Annotated in this window: 15 protein-coding genes; 11 read left to right on the forward strand and 4 right to left on the reverse strand. The window is 57.1% G+C overall.

The features are described from left to right. The first annotated feature begins 10 nt into the window (after positions 1-10). From ispF to lpxL, 9 genes are all read left to right on the forward strand, one after another. Positions 11-499: a 2-C-methyl-D-erythritol 2,4-cyclodiphosphate synthase gene (ispF, locus tag A6R74_RS09810; RefSeq protein ID WP_064234326.1), complete on the forward strand. Its 489-nt coding sequence runs from the start codon at positions 11-13 to the stop codon at positions 497-499. Then, a complete protein-coding gene (truD, locus tag A6R74_RS09815; protein WP_064234327.1) occupies positions 492-1,523 on the forward strand; it encodes a tRNA pseudouridine(13) synthase TruD in 1,032 nt (343 codons plus the stop codon). Before ispF ends, truD begins: the two co-directional genes overlap by 8 nt. Positions 1,524-1,664: 141 nt before the next feature. Next, on the forward strand, positions 1,665-2,411 hold the full coding sequence (surE, locus tag A6R74_RS09820; RefSeq protein WP_064234328.1) for a 5'/3'-nucleotidase SurE: 747 nt from the start codon (positions 1,665-1,667) through the stop codon (positions 2,409-2,411). Next, complete coding sequence (locus A6R74_RS09825; protein ID WP_064234329.1) at positions 2,398-3,075, forward strand: protein-L-isoaspartate(D-aspartate) O-methyltransferase; 678 nt, start codon at positions 2,398-2,400, stop codon at positions 3,073-3,075. Before surE ends, A6R74_RS09825 begins: the two co-directional genes overlap by 14 nt. Further along, complete coding sequence (locus tag A6R74_RS09830; protein WP_064234330.1) at positions 3,072-4,031, forward strand: DUF368 domain-containing protein; 960 nt, start codon at positions 3,072-3,074, stop codon at positions 4,029-4,031. The genes A6R74_RS09825 and A6R74_RS09830 overlap by 4 nt, the downstream gene beginning before the upstream one ends. Positions 4,032-4,038: 7 nt before the next feature. After that, positions 4,039-5,112 (forward strand): peptidoglycan DD-metalloendopeptidase family protein, encoded by a 1,074-nt coding sequence (locus tag A6R74_RS09835; protein WP_064234331.1) that lies wholly within the window; start codon positions 4,039-4,041, stop codon positions 5,110-5,112. 165 nt (positions 5,113-5,277) lie between these two features. Next, on the forward strand, positions 5,278-6,252 hold the full coding sequence (gene rpoS, locus A6R74_RS09840) for an RNA polymerase sigma factor RpoS (RefSeq protein ID WP_064234332.1): 975 nt from the start codon (positions 5,278-5,280) through the stop codon (positions 6,250-6,252). 22 nt (positions 6,253-6,274) lie between these two features. Continuing rightward, entirely contained in the window at positions 6,275-7,375 is a 1,101-nt protein-coding gene (gene alr, locus A6R74_RS09845; protein WP_064234333.1) for an alanine racemase, read from the forward strand. Between the two features lie 12 nt (positions 7,376-7,387). Next, positions 7,388-8,302, forward strand: coding sequence for an LpxL/LpxP family Kdo(2)-lipid IV(A) lauroyl/palmitoleoyl acyltransferase (gene lpxL / locus A6R74_RS09850; RefSeq protein ID WP_064234334.1), 915 nt, complete (start codon positions 7,388-7,390; stop codon positions 8,300-8,302). Between the two features lie 76 nt (positions 8,303-8,378). Here the strand turns inward: lpxL and speD are convergent, their stop codons facing one another. From speD to A6R74_RS09870, 4 genes are all read right to left on the reverse strand, one after another. Beyond that, positions 8,379-9,173 (reverse strand): adenosylmethionine decarboxylase, encoded by a 795-nt coding sequence (gene speD / locus A6R74_RS09855; protein WP_064234335.1) that lies wholly within the window; start codon positions 9,171-9,173, stop codon positions 8,379-8,381. Next, complete coding sequence (locus A6R74_RS09860; protein ID WP_064234336.1) at positions 9,170-9,598, reverse strand: OsmC family protein; 429 nt, start codon at positions 9,596-9,598, stop codon at positions 9,170-9,172. The genes speD and A6R74_RS09860 overlap by 4 nt, the downstream gene beginning before the upstream one ends. Before the next feature lie 77 nt (positions 9,599-9,675). Beyond that, the gene (gene murU / locus A6R74_RS09865; protein ID WP_064234337.1) at positions 9,676-10,335 is read right to left on the reverse strand and encodes an N-acetylmuramate alpha-1-phosphate uridylyltransferase MurU; all 660 of its coding nucleotides are present in this window, start codon (positions 10,333-10,335) and stop codon (positions 9,676-9,678) included. Further along, entirely contained in the window at positions 10,332-11,342 is a 1,011-nt protein-coding gene (locus tag A6R74_RS09870; protein WP_064234338.1) for an aminoglycoside phosphotransferase family protein, read from the reverse strand. Before A6R74_RS09870 ends, murU begins: the two co-directional genes overlap by 4 nt. 70 nt (positions 11,343-11,412) lie before the next feature. Between A6R74_RS09870 and A6R74_RS09875 the strand changes: the two genes are divergently transcribed. Beyond that, on the forward strand, positions 11,413-13,863 hold the full coding sequence (locus A6R74_RS09875; RefSeq protein WP_064234339.1) for an LPS-assembly protein LptD: 2,451 nt from the start codon (positions 11,413-11,415) through the stop codon (positions 13,861-13,863). Between the two features lie 48 nt (positions 13,864-13,911). Then, a complete protein-coding gene (locus A6R74_RS09880) occupies positions 13,912-14,937 on the forward strand; it encodes a peptidylprolyl isomerase (protein WP_064234448.1) in 1,026 nt (341 codons plus the stop codon). Positions 14,938-14,987: the final 50 nt, after the last annotated feature.

Raw genomic sequence — 14,987 nt, forward strand, 5'->3', positions numbered from 1 at the left:
GAGCTTAGTAATGCGTATCGGCCACGGATTCGATGTACACCGCTTCGGCCCCGGTGATCATTTAATGATTGGTGGCGTTAAGCTGCCGTTTGAACACGGCTTCGTCGCCCACTCCGACGGTGATGTACTGCTCCACGCGATTAGCGATGCGCTGTTGGGAGCCTGCGCGCTGGGCGATATTGGCCGCCACTTTCCCGATACCGACCCGACGTGGGCCGGCGCCGACAGCCGCGAGTTGTTGCGTCATGTGGTCACGCTGGTGCAAAAACAGGGCTATGGAGTCGTCAATATCGACACCACGCTGATGGCCCAAGCACCTAAAATGGCGCCGCATATCGAAGCCATGCGGGAAGTCATTGCCGCTGATTTAGGCGTTACGCTTGGTCAAGTCAATGTTAAAGCCACCACCACCGAACGATTAGGTTTCACCGGGCGTGGTGAAGGCATTGCCGCGGAGGCGGTGGTACTGCTTAACCGTGCTGAGGCGCTGAATGATTAATATGCCTGAGTGGCAGCGCTGCCTGGATGCTCATTTCGGCCCACCCAAACCGGGCCAGTACCGTGCCCAGCCGGAGGACTTCTGGGTCGATGAGCAGCTTGATTTTACTCCGGAGGCACACGGTGAGCATCTATGGTTGCGCGTTGAAAAGCGCAATCAAACCACGTTAGATGTGGTTAAGACCTTAAGTCGGCTTTGCGGCGTGACGCCCCGTGATATTGGTTACTCGGGCATGAAAGACCGTATTGCCGTCACCCGCCAGTGGCTGAGTGTGCATTTGCCCGGCCGTGACGCGCCGCCTGAGCTTGAGCAGTCGCTTACGGCGCTGGGCATCACTATCGTTGAGCAGGCACGCCACCCCCGTAAGCTGAAACGTGGCGTTCACCGCACCAATCGGTTTGTTTTGCGCCTGAGCGGTGAGGCCGTTGAGGCTGAAGATTTTGTCGGCCGCTGGGAAGCCCTTTGTCAGCATGGCGTGCCTAACTATTTTGGCCCCCAGCGCTTTGGTCTTGAAGGACGTAATCTTCAGCGTGCCGAAGCACTACTTAACCGAGGTTGGCGCAAACGCGACGATCGCCAGGGTATGATGCTCTCCACGGCGCGCAGTTTTCTGTTTAATGAACTGCTTAGCGCGCGAATAGTGGATGGCACCTGGGCGCAGCCGCTGGCGGGCGATACGTTAATGCTGGACGGCACGCAAAGCGTGTTTCGTATCGACGCCTGCGATGCGACGCTACTGGCCCGCGCCGCTGAGCTAGATGTTCATCCCACCGGTGTGCTCTGGGGCGTTGGCGACGCTGGCGAAGGCGACGCTGCTGGTTATGAGGCGCGTTTGTTGCAGCACTACCCTGGGCTATGTAATGGCTTAGAACGTAGCGGGGTCAAACAGGCGCGCAGGGCGCTGCGCATGCGGTTGCTGGATTCCCAGATTAGCTGGGAACCTGGGGCTGTCCGGCTTTCGTTTTCACTGCCGCGGGGCAGTTTTGCCACCGCCGTGCTGGGTGAGCTGATGTTAGCGAACTGATGCTATGAGCTGAATTTTGAGAATTGATAGCGGTGGGCTGATCCAGTCGTTAGTGCCTGTTTAAATAATAAGGCCTAGAGGTTAGTAAAAGTGATGGATATAAGCCGCCTCGTTACGAGCTTATGATCAAGGAGACCCGCCATGCGGCGACTACTGCTTTCAAATGATGATGGTGTGCACGCACCTGGACTGCGTGCGCTGCACGATGCGCTGTTGGCCCATGCCAATATTCGCGTAGTGGCGCCTGATCGAGACCGTAGCGGTGCCAGCAACTCGCTAACTCTGTCACGGCCACTCTCGCTGACAGCATTGGATACCGGCTTTTATAGCGTCGATGGCACGCCCGCGGATTGCGTCTATTTGGGCGTGCATGGGGTATGGGACGAAAAGCCCGATTTAGTCATCTCAGGTATTAATCACGGCAGTAACCTGGGGGACGATGTGCTTTATTCAGGCACCGTCGCGGCGGCGATGGAGGGGCGCAACTTGGGAATGACGGCGATTGCCATGTCGCTATGTGGCGAGCGCCATTTTGCCACTGCCGCTAGAGTGGCCGCTACCTTAATCGGTGCTGCGGATCAGCTCTCGCTACCGCCGCGGACGCTGCTGAACGTCAATGTGCCCGATGTACCCTGGGAGGAGATTAAAGGCGTTAAAGTGACTCGCTTAGGCTATCGTGGGCCGGCAGAAAAACCGTTAGCAGTGCAAGACCCGCGCGGGCGCACGCGCTACTGGATTGCGCCGGTAGCGGCCAATGCTGATGACGGTGATGATACTGATTTTGCTGCTGTCGAGGCGGGCTATGTGTCAATTACCCCCCTTCAAACAGACCTAACGCGGCACCCCGCGCTTAACGATGTGCAGGATTGGTTGGATGTTTTTGCCTGATATCTCTCCAGGAGAGCTGCGCGGTCGCGGCATGACCTCCCAGCGCACTCGTGACCGTATGGTCGAACGCCTCATGCAACAAGGCATCAGCGATGCCCGGGTACTGGAGGTAATGGCGGGTGAGCCGCGTCACCTGTTTGTTGATGAAGCGCTGGCCCATCGCGCTTACGAAGATACCGCGCTACCGATTGGCTTTAGCCAAACGCTGTCGCAGCCGTTTATTGTGGCGCGGATGACCGAGCTTGTGTTGCGGGCCTCGCCGCGCCGCGTCTTGGAGCTGGGTACGGGGTCTGGCTATCAGACGTTAATACTGTCGCGATTGGTAGAAGAGCTCTACTCCATCGAGCGCATCAGCGCGCTACACGAGCGTGCGGCAGAGCGGTTAAGACGGCTAGCAGCACCTGCCACGCTGGCGGTGGCTGATGGCGGCTATGGTTGGCCTGACGCCGCACCGTTTGACGTTATTTTGCTAACCGCTTGTGCTCAGACACTGCCGACAGCGCTGCTAGAGCAATTGAGCCACGACGGGGTGCTGATCGCCCCGTTAGAGGAGCCTGACGGTAGCCAGTGGCTTACTCAGGTAAAGCGCATCGGCAGTGCCTTTGAAAAGCGTCGGCTTGAGCCCGTGCGTTTTGTACCCTTACTGCAAGGAGTAGTGGATTGAAGCGGCAACCCTTAGGAATATTTTTACGCGGCGCAGGGATGGGCGCCGCCGACGCGGTGCCTGGCGTGTCGGGAGGAACAATTGCGTTTATTAGCGGTATTTATGAAGAGCTGATTAACACCATCAAACAGTTTGGGCCCAGTGCTATTGGCGTATGGCGTCGGGGTGGCTGGCGGGCCTTGAGCCAACATTTAAACCTCGCCTTTCTGGTGCCGCTGCTAGCGGGGGTTGCTGTTAGCCTGTTTAGCGTGGCGCATTTAGCGCTCTGGTTGATGGAAGCGCACCCGCTGATGCTGGATGGATTCTTTTTTGGCCTGGTGGCCGCCTCTGCACTGGTGGTAGGGCAGGCGAGTAATGGCTGGAAACTGTGGTATTTAGTGCCGCTATTGGTCGGGCTGGTACTAGCTCGAGCGTTGCCAGGCATGATGCCGTTGGTGTTATTAATGGGTAATGAAGCATTGGTAGTAATGGTGGCAGGCTGTATCGCCATTAGCGCCATGCTACTGCCGGGCGTGTCAGGCAGCTTTCTATTGCTGACCATGGGTCTCTACGGCACCATCATGGGCGCAATTCGCAGTTTCGATTTGGGCATTATCGTGCTGTTTGGCATGGGCTGTGTAGTGGGCTTGGCGCTGTTTTCACGGCTGCTGTCCTGGCTGTTACGGCGCCACCACACCCCAACGATGCAACTGCTATTGGGGTTTATTGTCGGTTCGCTACCGGTTCTCTGGCCATGGCGGGAGCTGTTACGCTACCAAATAGGGCCAGAAGGGCAAATGATTCCTCTGGAGTACCGCTATTTATTGCCCGCTGACTATGCCGTATTGACCGATGCTTCGGCTCAAGTGGTCGGTGTTGTCGCGCTAATGGCCGTGGGCGCACTGATTGTCGTGTTACTTAACCGACATGCGGATCGTCGGCCAATCGATACCCAGCTTGGCGCTGAAAAGGAGTAAGGTTTTTATGTGTAAAGGTTATCTACCTAAAGTACTGATGATGTCGGCGCTGGCACTCGCAATTGCTGGCTGTGCCAGCCAGCAAGGCGGAAGTCCCCAAGTGCGGGATTTAAGTCAAGCACGCCAGGCAGTGGAAAACTCGCCCCAATATACGGTCAAAGCAGGCGATACCCTGTATGGCATCGCGTGGCAGCACAATTTGGATTATCGCCAGCTCGCGGCGATGAATAACATTAATCCGCCTTACCAAATTCGGCCAGGGCAAACCATTGCCCTGCGCGAAGGCGCCGCGTCAGTGGCCAGCAGTAACCAGCCCGCTACGAGTGCCTCCGGTGGCAGTAGCGCTGTGGCGAGGGGGCTGAGCCCACAGACCGCTTCGGTGGCGAGTGATGACCAGGAGCTGGATTGGCTGCTGCCCGATGAATCGGCAATTCAGCGCAACCAGCGCCTAACGGCTGAACGCAATGCTGCAGATCAGGATGCGTCGTCCTCAACGCCTCAGCCTGAAGTGGTCGCGGCGGCTGATCCTGAGCCCGCCCAACAGCCCACACCTCAACGATCACCAGAACCCGAACAAGCGCCAGAGCCGCAGCCAGTATCGGAACCTGAACCAAAACCCGAGCCGAAACCTGAACCGCAGCCCGAAGCTGCTCCGGCTCAACAAAGCGCCAGCGTAGACCGCTCTTCGCGAACCTATACGCCCGCTGAAACCATCGCCTGGCAGTGGCCTGCGAACGGCAATGTGGTCGGGGCATTTGGGCAAGGTAATAGCATCACCGCCGGGATTGATATCGCCGGTGAAAAGGGGCAACCTGTTAAAGCAGCAGGCCCTGGAATCGTGGTCTATGCGGGCAGTGGCGTCAGGGGCTATGGCAACCTCATCCTGCTCAAGCACAACGATCAATTCCTGAGTGCGTATGCCCATAACGACAGCTTACGAGTCAGTGAAAATGACGTGGTCGAGGCTGGTGAGGTGATTGCCACAATGGGGGATAGCGACGCAGAAAACGTCAGGTTACATTTTGAGGTTCGCCGTGATGGGCAGCCTCAAGATCCCATGGACTTTCTGCCTTCCCGCTAGTGCACTCACCAAAAGAGTGAGCAAACAGCGTTTAACTTGGACGTTGCCCGAATGGCTGTATTCGAGCGTCATATAACAATCGTCACATAACAATAGGGTGTGTGTCCTAGAACGCACCCCTTTGATTTTTAAATGGCGGGTAGGCGACAAACGAGGGGTAAGGCCATGAGTATGTTGGAGAAGGATCTACAGGAGGTTGACCTGGATGCTGTTGAGGAGGCGCTTGATGAAACCGATGACGACATCACGGTAGAAGAAGACGCTTTCGAGAAAGCACTAGGGCGTGAGGATCGTCAATCGACTCAAAGCTTGGATGCGACGCAAATCTACCTCAACGAAATCGGCTTTTCGCCACTGTTAACGCCAGAAGAGGAAGTCTACTACGGCCGCCTGGCCCGCAAGGGTGACCCACTGGGTCGCTCGCGGATGATTGAGTCCAACCTGCGGCTGGTAGTGAAGATTGCCCGCCGCTACCTCAACCGCGGCTTAACGCTGTTGGACTTGATCGAAGAGGGCAATTTGGGCTTGATCCGCGCGGTGGAGAAATTCGACCCCGAGCGGGGCTTCCGTTTTTCAACCTATGCAACGTGGTGGATTCGTCAGACCATCGAACGGGCGCTGATGAACCAAACACGCACGATCCGACTGCCTATTCATGTGGTCAAAGAACTCAATATTTACCTACGTGCAGCGCGGGAATTAACCCAGAAGTTTGACCACGAAGCCACCGCCGAAGAGATCGCTGATCATCTCGATAAACCGGTCGATGTGGTCAAAAAGATGCTGGGCCTTAATGAGCGAGTGTCGTCGGTCGACTACCCCATGGGAGGCGAGAGCGATAAGCCGCTGATTGATACGCTGGCTGACGATGAAGTGCAGGGCCCAGAAGCGCGCCTGGTGGATGGTGATGTCAAAGAGCATGTGGATCTGTGGCTTGATGAGCTGAGCGAAAAGCAGCGCGAAGTGGTGGTGCGCCGCTTTGGCTTACGCGGCCACGAGTCGGCTACCCTGGAAGAAGTGGGCGCCGAAATCGGTTTAACCCGTGAGCGGGTGCGCCAGATCCAAGTCGAAGCACTTAAGAAACTGCGCCGTTCACTGGAAAAGCAGGGTCTTTCTCTGGAAGCTCTGTTCGAGACCTAAAGACACATAAGCGAGACCACGCATGCGCCCCCTTGTGGCTGATATTGACCTGGACGCGCTGCGTCATAACTATCAATTGGCGTGCCGCTGCGCGCCACACAGCCGCTCAGTGGCGGTGATTAAAGCCGACGGCTACGGGCATGGAGCCTTGGCCTGCGCCCAAGCGCTGGAAAGCCAAGCACCGGCGTTTGCTGTCGCCTGTATAGAAGAGGCCCTTACGTTGCGCCAGGGCGGCATTAACCGCCCCATTATCCTGCTGGAAGGCATCTTCAGCGCTGACGAACTGGCGCTAGTCGATGCCCATGGCTTTTGGATCGCGGTACACAGCCAGTGGCAGGTTGATGCGCTGCTAGCCGCCACACTTCAGGCGCCTATTCCGGTCTGGTTAAAAGTCGATTCAGGGATGCACCGTCTGGGGTTTGCCATCGACGAAGCCGCCGCCATCTGGCGCCAGCTCAGTGATTCGCCGAGTGTGGCCTCGCTCCATCTGATGAGCCATTTTGCCAGCGCCGACGCCCAAGACAATCGCTACTTCAACCAGCAAATGACCCGGCTCAAGGGGCTGGCCAGTGAGCTAGACGCGCCGCTGTGTCTGGCTAACTCACCGGCTACCCTGGCGTGGCCGGTGTCCCACGGCGACTGGAACCGACCGGGCGTGATGCTCTACGGCAGTGACCCTTTGGAAGTGGCCAATGACATCACCCGGCAGCTGCAGCCGGTAATGACCCTGCGCTCGCAAATTATTGCCCTGCGCGAGCTGGAAGCGGGTGAACCCGTGGGCTATAGCGGCCGCTGGCGAGCGCAGCGGCGTTCACGTATTGCCGTGGTCGCCTGTGGTTATGGCGATGGCTATGACCGTCATGCCCGCGATGGTACGCCGGTACTGGTCAACGGCCAACGTTGTGCCATTGCCGGTAAAGTCTCCATGGATATGCTCACCGTTGATGTCACGGACGTCCCCGACGCAGTGATTGGCAGCGACGTTGTGCTGTGGGGCCGGGCCAGCAACGGCGAAGTGCTGCCGGTGGATGAAGTGGCCCGCTACTGCGATACCATCAGCTATACGCTGCTCACAGGGGTACTGCCTCGGGTGCCTCGGCGTTATCATGGGCGCTCTGTTTAAACGGTTGTTTGCATGTCGAAATCACGTTATCCGCGCTCTTTCGCCCATCCGCGATATTGGCCCACCTGGCTGGCTATTGGTGCGATGCATGTTGCTGCCTGGCTGCCTTGGCGATTGAAAATGGCCATCGGTAAAGGCCTTGGTTTACTTGCCTGGCGGTTTGCCAAACGGCGTCGGCGTATTACTGAAACCAATATCGCGCTGTGCTTTCCCGAAAAGAGCCCAGAACAACACCATCAGTTGGTCAGAGATACCTTTATTGCCAATGGCATCGGCCTGATTGAAACCGCCACTGGCTGGTGTCGCGATGGCGAAAGCCTGCGTCACCGGGTTGCTTACATCGGCGAGGAGCATATGGCCCGCGCCGAGGCCCAAGGCAAAGGGGTAATTGTCGTCGGCGTTCACTTTTCGACACTAGACTTAGGTGGTGCTCTTCACGCGCTGTTTTTCTCTGCTGATGCAGTCTATCGCCCGCATAATAACCCGCTATTTGAGCGCTTTATGACCCGCGCCCGGGGGCGCAACTTTGGCGTCGCCATTGACCGTTACGACCTGCGTGGCGCGGTGCGTCAGCTCAAAAAAGGTCGCATGGTGTGGTACTCACCGGATCAGGATTTTGGCCGCGATGTGAGCGTATTCGCGCCACTATTCGGCCAGCAGGCTGCTACCATTCGTTTAACGGCCAAGCTGGCGCGCATGACCGGCGCGCAGGTGGTGCCGATGATGTTTCACCGCAACCCGGATAACACCACTTATACGATTGAAAGCCTGCCCGCATTGGAAGGCTTTCCCAGCGGCGATGAAGTAGCCGATGCCAAGCGGATCAACCAGTTTATTGAACTGGCCATTCGCAAGCACCCCGAGCAGTACCTGTGGCTGCATCGGCGTTTTAAAACCCGTCCTGAAGGTGAGCCCAGCGTTTATTAAGTAATAGCCGCCATAAAAAAAGCCAGCATTAGCTGGCTTTTGGCGTTCTGGTACTGCGTTTGGTTTAGATTTGGGCTTAGTCCAGATTACGGGAGTAGAAAATTTCCAGCATCTCTTTACGCAGACGGCCTTCAATGTCGCGGGCTTCTTCAAAGGTTATGTCGCGACGCGACGTGCCGAACAGGTAGTTATCCAGCGCAAAGTCTTTGAGCAGCATTTTGGTGTGGAACATGTTTTCCTGATACACGTTGACGTCCATCATCTGATACGCATGCTTGGTGTCTTCAGCAAGGTAGTCTTGGATGGAAGTAATACCGTGATCGATAAACAGTTTTTTGCCATCCACATCGCGGGTAAAGCCGCGCACCCGGTAGTCCATGGTGACAATATCGGAGTCGAAACTGTGAATCAGGTAGTTCAGTGCCTTTAAGGGGCTGATATGACCACAGGTGGAGACATCGATATCCAGACGGAAGGTGCTGATGCCGTTGTCAGGGTGTGACTCAGGGTAGCTATGCACGGTGACGTGGCTTTTATCCAAATGCCCAACCACCGTCTCCGGCAGCGGGCCAGGGCCCGGCTTAACTTGCTCAGGAGCCGCCTCGTCAAGCTCATGCTCGGCAATCAATATCGTCACGCTCGCGCCATGGGGCTCGTAGTCCTGACGGGCGATATTAAGCACATGGGCGCCAATAATATTGGTGACGTCTTTCAGTATCTGCGTTAAGCGTTCGGCATTGTAGAGTTCATCGATATAGTCGATGTAAGCTGCCGTTTGCTCTTCAGTTTTGGCATAACAGATATCGTAAATATTGAAGCTTAATGAGCTGGTTAGGTTGTTAAACCCGTGGAGTCGGAGATTGTCGGTCACGTCCGAACCTCGTCAATAATCTCAAAGGAGTGGGTGATCTTAACGCCGCCGTTAACAAGCATGATTGATGCACTGCAGTACTTTTCAGCGGAGAGTTCAACTGCGCGGGCCACCTGTTTCTCTTTCAGCGCGCGTCCAGTGACCACGAAATGGACGTGGATCTTGGTAAATACGGCGGGCACCTCATCGGCGCGTTCGGCGTCTAGCTCAGCGACGCAGTCGGTCACATCGGCACGTGCTTTATCCAGAATATTCAAGATATCAAACGCGGTGCAACTGCCCATGCCCATCAGCAGCATTTCCATTGGGCGAGGCCCTGTGTTGCGGCCACCGTGGTCGGGCGGGCCGTCGATCACAACGCTGTGCCCGCTGCCGGATTCCGCCACGAATTGGCGGCCTTCTGTCCATTTTACCCGTGCTTTCACGTTGCTCTCCTCATCTAGGCGACGAAAGGTAAGTCGCGCAGCATAACATTTCTTGGCCTATGCGCCCCACCAATTGCTCAGCCCTGTAGCTGGCTTTCCAGCGCGGCTAGGCGTTCAGGGGTACCCACGTCGACCCAGGGCCCTGTGTAACGTTCACCGCTTACCCGTTGGTTATCAATAGCGGCTCTGAGCAGTGGCGCCAAGGCAAAGGCACCCTGTGGCTGACCGGCTAACAGGGCAGGGTGAATCACACTGATGCCTGAATAGGTCAAACGCTCAGTGCTGGTTTGATTAACGCGCCCTTCCACTAGGCCAAAATCCCCATTCGTGTGGTGTGGCGGATTTTCCACCAGCACCAGGTGCGCCAGGTCGTCGCCTTGCAACGCCTGTGGGCCAGGAATTGCTGCGCACCAAACGTCACCGTTGACGAGCAGAAACGGCGCCTCGCCCAGCAGCGGCAGCGCTTGCTGAATACCGCCGCCGGTTTCCAGTGGCGTTGTTTCCCGGCTCCAGTGAATGCGCAGCCTGTAGGCGTCACCATCGCCGAGTGCTTCGATAATCTGCTCAGCACGGTAGCTAACGTTGATGACTACCTCATGAATACCCGCCTCGCGAAGTCGTTCCAGATGGTGCACGATTAGCGGCTTACCCGCGACGGGCAGTAGTGGCTTAGGGCAATGGTCGGTGAGCGGGCGCATGCGCTTGCCCAGGCCTGCGGCTAAAATCATCGCTTTCATGACGGCATTTCCGCTAGTCGTTGCATGATGGCAGGCCGTAATGTGAGCTTCACCCACTCAGCAAACTCAGCCTGGTCGGTCAACAATGCAAGGCTGTCTTCCAGATGATCCAGGAAGTGCGGTAAGCGCTCTAGGTAGCCACTTTTTTGATCGCGCAGGGTTAAGCGGCAGAAAATTCCCAGCACTTTTAGCGAGCGCTGGGCGGCCATGGCGTGGCACTGGTTCAGAAAAGTGGCAAAATCTACGCTGCCGGGCAAACGGCCATCGCTGCGGGCCTGGTGATAAAAGGCATCAACAAAGGCGGCGAACTGCTCGCTGCTAAAGCGGCAGTAGCGCCCCCGCAGCAGCGAGATAACATCGTAGCTGATTGGGCCCGCCACCGCGTCCTGAAAGTCGATCATAAACAGCCGCTGGTCATGCACCATCAGGTTCATGGCATCAAAATCACGGTGCACAGTGACCACCGGCTGCGCTAAAGCGTGCCGGATGAGTTGCTCGCGAACGGCGTGCCAGCTAGCTGGCGGTGGCAGCGTTAACCAAGCGCTGAGACACCACTCGGGAAACAGATCGAGCTCGCGGCCCAGCAGTGCCGTATCATAAACAGGCAGTGACTCAGGGCCTGCACGGTTTTGCAGCTCGGCAATCAGCGTGAGAGCCTGGGCGTGATAAGCCTGTGTGGTAGCGTCGTCGCTAAATAAACGCTGCAGCGGCGTATTGCCCAAGTCTTCAAGCAGCAGAAAACCATCCGCCAGGTTGGTCGCGTGCACCTTGGGAACCGGCAGCCCGGCGCTGCGCCAGCGCTGGGCGATCGCCACAAACGGCTGGGAGTCCTCTTGCTCAGGCGGGGCATCCATGACCACTTGGGTGGTGCCGTCGGGCAGCGTGAGGCGAAAATAGCGCCGAAAACTCGCATCGCCCACGGCGGATGAAAGTGAAATATCGGCCTGGGAAAGGCCATTTTGTTGGGCAGCCCACATGGTGAGGGCGTTAATCCGATATGAGGACATGCAAGCTCCTTGCTGGTCGGGCATCATGCGGGCTGTATAATACCGATTCTGGATGCCAAGGATAACGAACATGGGCAAGCGATTTTCGCGCACCTTGCCGGTTGCGCATACGCTGATGGGCAGTTTGCTTGCTGGCGCCTCGTTTACGGCGGTGGCTCAGGGTCAAACCATGTCCGCTGAAGCGTTGGATTGGCAACCCTGGGGGGAAGAAGAAGCGGCTAACCAATTGTGCCGTGGGCGCTACGTCATGCCCAGCTACCGCTTGCCAGCGGAGGATAACCCGGAAACGCTCTCGCTTGAGGCCAGTGACGTTGATTACGCCGCTAATGGCGAGGCGTTGCTGCGTGGTGATGTTGTTCTGCGCCGCGGTAATGAAGAAGTGGAAGCGGAGCGGGTCTTTTTACCCGCTGACCGCCAGCAGGTCGATGCTGAAGGCAACATTGCCATACGTGACGGGCGCGCTTTAGTGCGTGGCGAGCAGGCGATGCTACGGTTAAACGAAGACCGGGCCACGCTGGGCAACAGCCACTTTGTGCTCTACGAGCAGCATTTGCGGGGCCAGGCCAGTCAGCTAGAGCAGACCGGAGAAAATGAGTACCGCCTGCAAGACGCCAGCTTTACCACCTGCGACCCGGGCGCCAATAGCTGGCAATTAGTCAGCAGCGATATTCGGTTGGATCAAGCCGCCGGCTTTGGTACAGCCCGCCATGCCCGCCTGGAAGTGAAAGACGTGCCGGTATTTTACTGGCCATGGCTACGCTTTCCGATTGATGACCGCCGCCATACAGGGTTGCTCTCCCCATCGATTGGCTTTTCAACGGACGGTTTTGACTACGCCCAGCCGTTCTATTGGAATATCGCCGCTAACCACGATGCGACGATCACGCCGCGCTGGATGAGCGACCGCGGGCTGTTGATGAACGGTGAGTACCGTTACCTGTTTGAGGAGAGCGCGGGCATCGTTGAAGGCGGCTATCTAAATAGCGATGATGGCGGCTCTGGCGGCGGAGAAAATCGCTTTGAGGGCGATGATCGCTGGTACGTGGATGCCCGTCATGCAGGGCGGGTAAGTGAGCGCAGTAATTATCAGCTGCGCTACGGAGCCGCCAGCGACGGGCGCTATTTTGATGACTTTGGTGGCGAGTTTGGCGAAAGCGAGCGCGCCAGTATGGAACGCCTGGCCCAGGTCGATTACCGCGGCCAGCGCTGGCAGTTAGACGCCCGTGCCCAGGGCTTCCAGCGTTTGGAAGACCCACTTAGCGATAGCGATAAGCCCTTCTATCAACTGCCGAGTCTGAGCGCGAATGCCAACTGGCAGTTCGACAATGGGCTATATACCCAGTGGCGATCTAACGCGACTTATTTTTGGCGCGACGTGGATGAGCGCCGCGTGCCAGAGCGCGAAGCGGCCACCGGGAGCCGTTTACACCTTATGCCTGCGGTTGGCTGGCGTTATGAGCGGCCCTGGGGTTACCTTGAGCCGCGCACCGAACTGTGGAATACCGCCTATGAGCTGGATTACGGTGAGCGCGACACAGAGCGTAGCGATTCACCCAGCCGCAGCGTTGCGCTGACCTCCATCGACAGTGGGCTCGTCTTTGAGCGTGAGCTGGCACTCGGTGGGCGCGACTACCGCCAAACGCTAGAGCCACGCTTGAACTACGCCTACGTGCCGCGCACCGATCAGACTGAGTTGCCCGACTTCGACAGTCGCGAACGGGCTTTCTCCTGGGATCAGCTCTGGTCAGCCCAGCGCTTTTCCGGCACTGACCGGGTGGGTGATCTCAATCGACTCTCGTACGGCGTGCAGTCGCGCTTATTGGAAGATGCGTCTGGCCGTGACCGGCTCTCATTCGGGGTAGGTCAAAGCGTTTACTTCGCTGACCGCCGAATCGATAGCGAAGGCGATGCTGATACGCTGCCGGATCGACCGGAAGACAACGCTAGCGTCAATCCGGAAAGCCGCTACCAGGCTACCCGGGATCGTTCGCCGCTGGTGACCCGTCTTGACTGGCAGATCAATGATCGTTGGAGCAGTGGCGCAGAGTGGCTCTACGATGATCACCGGGAACGCACCGAACGTTCAAGCGTTGACGTAGGTTATCGGCACCCTGAAGGGCACGTAGTGAACCTTGGCTACCGTTGGGAGATCGAAGGGTTCGACCCAGGCGTATTGCCGGGCGATGATGGCTTTCGCGACTATAACCGCGAAGAGTGGGATCTCTCGTTTGCCTTGAAAGCCACCACCAACATTGATTTGATTGGCCGCTACCTGCACGATCAAGCCAATGAGCGCTCCCTGGAGCAATTGGCCGGCGTGCAGTGGAACAACTGCTGCTACGGTCTGCAGTTGGTGTGGCGCGAATGGGTAGACGACAATGACACCGCCCGCATTAATGATGACTTTAATGATCGTGGGCTATTTTTGCGCTTCGTTTTCCGTGGTTTAGGCGGCGTTGGTCAGGATGCGGATAGCTATTTTGAACAGACCATTCCTGGCTATCGTCCGACTGCCCTGTAAATGACTTCCATCTAATGGCGAATGAAGCTAATGAAAGAGACGTTTGATATGAAAATGAGAAAGCCCCTGCTAGGCCGTATGAAGCAGCTCTCTGCTGGTAGCCTGCTCGCGTTGTGTCTAGGTGCAGGCCTTGCGCTGGCCCCACTAACGGTACAGGCGCAGAACTTCCAGTCCACTCAGCGCCAGACGCTAGATAGCATTGTGGCTGTTATCAATGACGGTGTGATTATGCGTAGCGAATTAAATGATCGCATGACGCAAATCGAGCAGCAGGCGCAAGCCCAGGGCGGCAATCTTCCGCCGCGCTCCCAGTTGGAGCGGCAGGTGCTCGAGCGCATGGTGATGGAAGAAATTCAGCTGCAAATGGCCAAAGATGCCAATTTGAGCATTGATGATACCGAGCTCAATGGGCAGGTTCGCTCGATTGCTGAATCCAACGGCATGACACTGGACGAGTTTGCCGATGCTGTTGAAGCTGATGGTATGACATTGGCTGGCGTGCGCGAAGATATTCGCCGCGAAATGCTCATGCGTCAGGTGCAGCAGCGCCAGATTAGCAACCGGGTATCGGTCAGCGACCGCGACGTTGAGCGCTTCCTAAACCAGCAGCCCGGCCAATCCGGCGAGCAGAATTTTATTGAAGAGACGCGTGCCCGCCACGTGCTGATTGCACTGACCCCTAATCGCGATGAGAACCAAGCCCGTGCACGAGCGGAGGAAGTGCGCCAGCGCCTTGCACAAGGCGAGGATTTTGCCTCTCTAGCGCGTGAGATGAGCGACGATAGTGGCACTGCCCTCAACGGTGGTGAGCTGGGCTGGGTTCGCCCAGGGCAGACCGTTCCTGCCTTTGAAGAAGCGATGCGCGAACTAGGCGTTAACCAAGTATCTCAGCCGGTTCGCTCTCAGTTTGGCTACCACGTGATTGAAGTGGAAGAGCGCCGTCGTCAAAATGTCACCCAAGAGAGCCAGCGTGAGCAGGTGCGTCAAGCGATCTTCCAGCGTCGCGCTAACGAAGAGTTAGAGACATGGCAGCAAGAGATCCGCTCACAGGCCTTTGTTGATATTCGTCTCTAATGGTAGCGGGCGCTTTATCATCCGGCAGCACTTTGCCTGATAGCACTTTG

The sequence above is a fragment of the Halomonas sp. ALS9 genome (assembly GCF_001651035.1).
Classification (GTDB): domain Bacteria; phylum Pseudomonadota; class Gammaproteobacteria; order Pseudomonadales; family Halomonadaceae; genus Vreelandella.

Bases quoted from the DNA above. Each gene is read 5' to 3' on its own strand.
- ispF (WP_064234326.1), top strand. From the start codon at position 11: ATGCGTATCGGCCACGGATTCGATGTACACCGCTTCGGCCCCGGTGAT.
- truD (WP_064234327.1), top strand. From the start codon at position 492: ATGATTAATATGCCTGAGTGGCAGCGCTGCCTGGATGCTCATTTCGGC.
- surE (WP_064234328.1), top strand. From the start codon at position 1,665: ATGCGGCGACTACTGCTTTCAAATGATGATGGTGTGCACGCACCTGGA.
- A6R74_RS09825 (WP_064234329.1), top strand. From the start codon at position 2,398: ATGTTTTTGCCTGATATCTCTCCAGGAGAGCTGCGCGGTCGCGGCATG.
- A6R74_RS09835 (WP_064234331.1), top strand. From the start codon at position 4,039: ATGTGTAAAGGTTATCTACCTAAAGTACTGATGATGTCGGCGCTGGCA.
- rpoS (WP_064234332.1), top strand. From the start codon at position 5,278: ATGAGTATGTTGGAGAAGGATCTACAGGAGGTTGACCTGGATGCTGTT.
- alr (WP_064234333.1), top strand. From the start codon at position 6,275: ATGCGCCCCCTTGTGGCTGATATTGACCTGGACGCGCTGCGTCATAAC.
- lpxL (WP_064234334.1), top strand. From the start codon at position 7,388: ATGTCGAAATCACGTTATCCGCGCTCTTTCGCCCATCCGCGATATTGG.
- murU (WP_064234337.1), bottom strand. From the start codon at position 10,335: ATGAAAGCGATGATTTTAGCCGCAGGCCTGGGCAAGCGCATGCGCCCG.
- A6R74_RS09870 (WP_064234338.1), bottom strand. From the start codon at position 11,342: ATGTCCTCATATCGGATTAACGCCCTCACCATGTGGGCTGCCCAACAA.
- A6R74_RS09875 (WP_064234339.1), top strand. From the start codon at position 11,413: ATGGGCAAGCGATTTTCGCGCACCTTGCCGGTTGCGCATACGCTGATG.
- A6R74_RS09880 (WP_064234448.1), top strand. From the start codon at position 13,912: ATGAAAATGAGAAAGCCCCTGCTAGGCCGTATGAAGCAGCTCTCTGCT.